Annotated in this window: 1 pseudogene; it reads right to left on the reverse strand. The window is 55.4% G+C overall.

The features are described 5' to 3' along the window. Positions 1-650: 650 nt before the first annotated feature. A pseudogene (locus H4I99_RS24300) lies at positions 651-1,554 on the reverse strand (IS3 family transposase); the annotation flags it as partial.

The following is a 1,554-nucleotide window of genomic DNA, read 5'->3' on the forward strand; positions in this document are numbered from 1 at the left end:
AACGCCTTCTGGGCGTCCGAAAACTTCGATGCCTTCATCGCTTCCGCTCCTGTTCCCAGCCGGGAATTTAACGCGGAAAACTCCAGTTATGAACGATCCAGTTTTTGGGGATCAGAGCAGTAGGAAGACCGCGGACGGGAATTCGATCGACGAAATTCTGGAAATACTGCGCAAGTCGGATGTGATGTAAGGCGCCACGCATTCCCGCAGGAAGCGTCTTGCGGAGGACGCCGTGGATGGCGTCCTCCCAAGAAAACTCGAAACCAACGCTCTTCGCTACGCATGACCTTGTGGAAGCCCGGATTTTATAAACTGGGCCGAGTTAACAGTTAGCTACTGACGAGTGGTTGCCGTTATATTTGAGCTTTGAAATGGTTGGGGCGGCAGCAACATAATCCAACTTTCTCCACAACCTAGAATATCATCAACATATTGCCAATAAATAACTTTTTCGTCTACAGGTGTTCCGGTTTACTGTTCCGGTTTACTGCGCCGGGAGCCCCTAATGACACGACGCTCGAACCTCATTCGCCGTGAAGGCGACACCTACTATGCCCGATTTATGTGCCCGCCGATCTGAAGGATCACTTCTCGAGTGAGCACAAAAAATGGCCTGCTGGCCTGCTGCCGGTTTTTCGGACACCGAGTTGGGCTAATCCGACCTTGTTTTCACATTCCATCGGGCTGAGGTAGCCCGGTGTCGAATGCCGACGCTTCGGATTGTAGAAGCGCTGGATGTAGTCGAACACGTCCGCCTTTGCATCGTCCCTGGTCAGGTAGCCTTTGCGAGCTGTCCTTTCCGTTTTGAGTGATGAGAAGAAGCTTTCCATCGCAGCATTGTCCCAGACGTTGCCTGACCGGCCCATCGAGCAGGTGATGCCGTGATCGGTCATGAGACGCTGGAACTGCTCGCTGGTGTATTGGCTCCCCTGATCCGAATGATGGAGAAGCGCATCCGGCTTGCCTCTGCGCCAGATCGCCATGATCAGCACATCTGTAACGAGCTGGGCCGTCATGTTGGCATTCATCGACCAGCCGACGACACGGCGCGAGAACAGGTCGATGACGGCAGCCACATAGAGCCAGCCCTCAGCCGTCCATAGATAGGTAAAATCGGCCACCCACTTCTGGTTCGGCCTTCCCGCCGAGAACTGACGGTCCAGAACATTCGGCATGATGACCGGGCGCTCACCGTCGTCTTTCGGCAAACCCCGCCTTCTCGGTCTTGCTCTCAATGCGTTGTCGCGCATGAGACGCTCGACGCGATGCAGCCCACAGGAAAAGCCTTCCGCGAGAAGATCATGCCAGACACGCCGCGCGCCGTAGGTGCGGTCGCTGTCCTTAAAGCTGTCCTTGATCTTGTCGAGCAGAGCCTCGTCATACCGGGCATGCTGGCTCGGTGACCGATGTAACCAGGCATGAAAGCCGGAACGCAATACACCCAGCGCTTCACAGAGCCATGCCACCCTCTGCCCGGCAGTCGTTGCAAAGCAACGACGAAAGGGGCCAGATCGAGCGGTGCTTTGCAATAAACGCGAACTTCATATCACGTCC

The sequence above is a fragment of the Paenirhizobium daejeonense genome, assembly GCF_014280875.1.
GTDB lineage: Bacteria > Pseudomonadota > Alphaproteobacteria > Rhizobiales > Rhizobiaceae > Allorhizobium > Allorhizobium daejeonense.